Raw genomic sequence first — 262 nt, 5'->3', positions numbered from 1 at the left:
CGCGCTGGCCACGCTCTTTATCAGCGCGGTGACGATCGGCGTGATTGCCGTGAACCAGTTGATGTCGGCACGCGAGCGCAAACGCATGCGCGACATGCAGCAGGCCCTCGTGCAGCCCGATGCCTCGGAAGCGCTGCAAGGCGCCGTGCAGGGCGCACCGGCCGGTGCGGTCGGCACGCCGCTCGGCCGGCGCGCGGCCTGATCACAGTCCGCAGAAGCGGCGCGCGCCGCGAAGCAACGCCCGGCCGATCAGGGGAGCCCA

General features: G+C 71.8%; 1 pseudogene. It reads left to right on the top strand.

Features of this window, described 5'->3' with window-relative positions:
• A pseudogene (locus U5775_RS39250) lies at positions 1-202 on the top strand (putrescine ABC transporter permease PotI); the annotation flags it as partial.
• Positions 203-262 lie beyond the last annotated feature (60 nt).

Origin of the sequence: Paraburkholderia sp. J63 (assembly GCF_905220245.1) — a bacterium.
Classification (GTDB): Bacteria; Pseudomonadota; Gammaproteobacteria; order Burkholderiales; family Burkholderiaceae; genus Paraburkholderia.
Note: the sequence above shows the minus strand (reverse complement) of the source record. Positions and strands in the feature narration are given on the sequence as shown.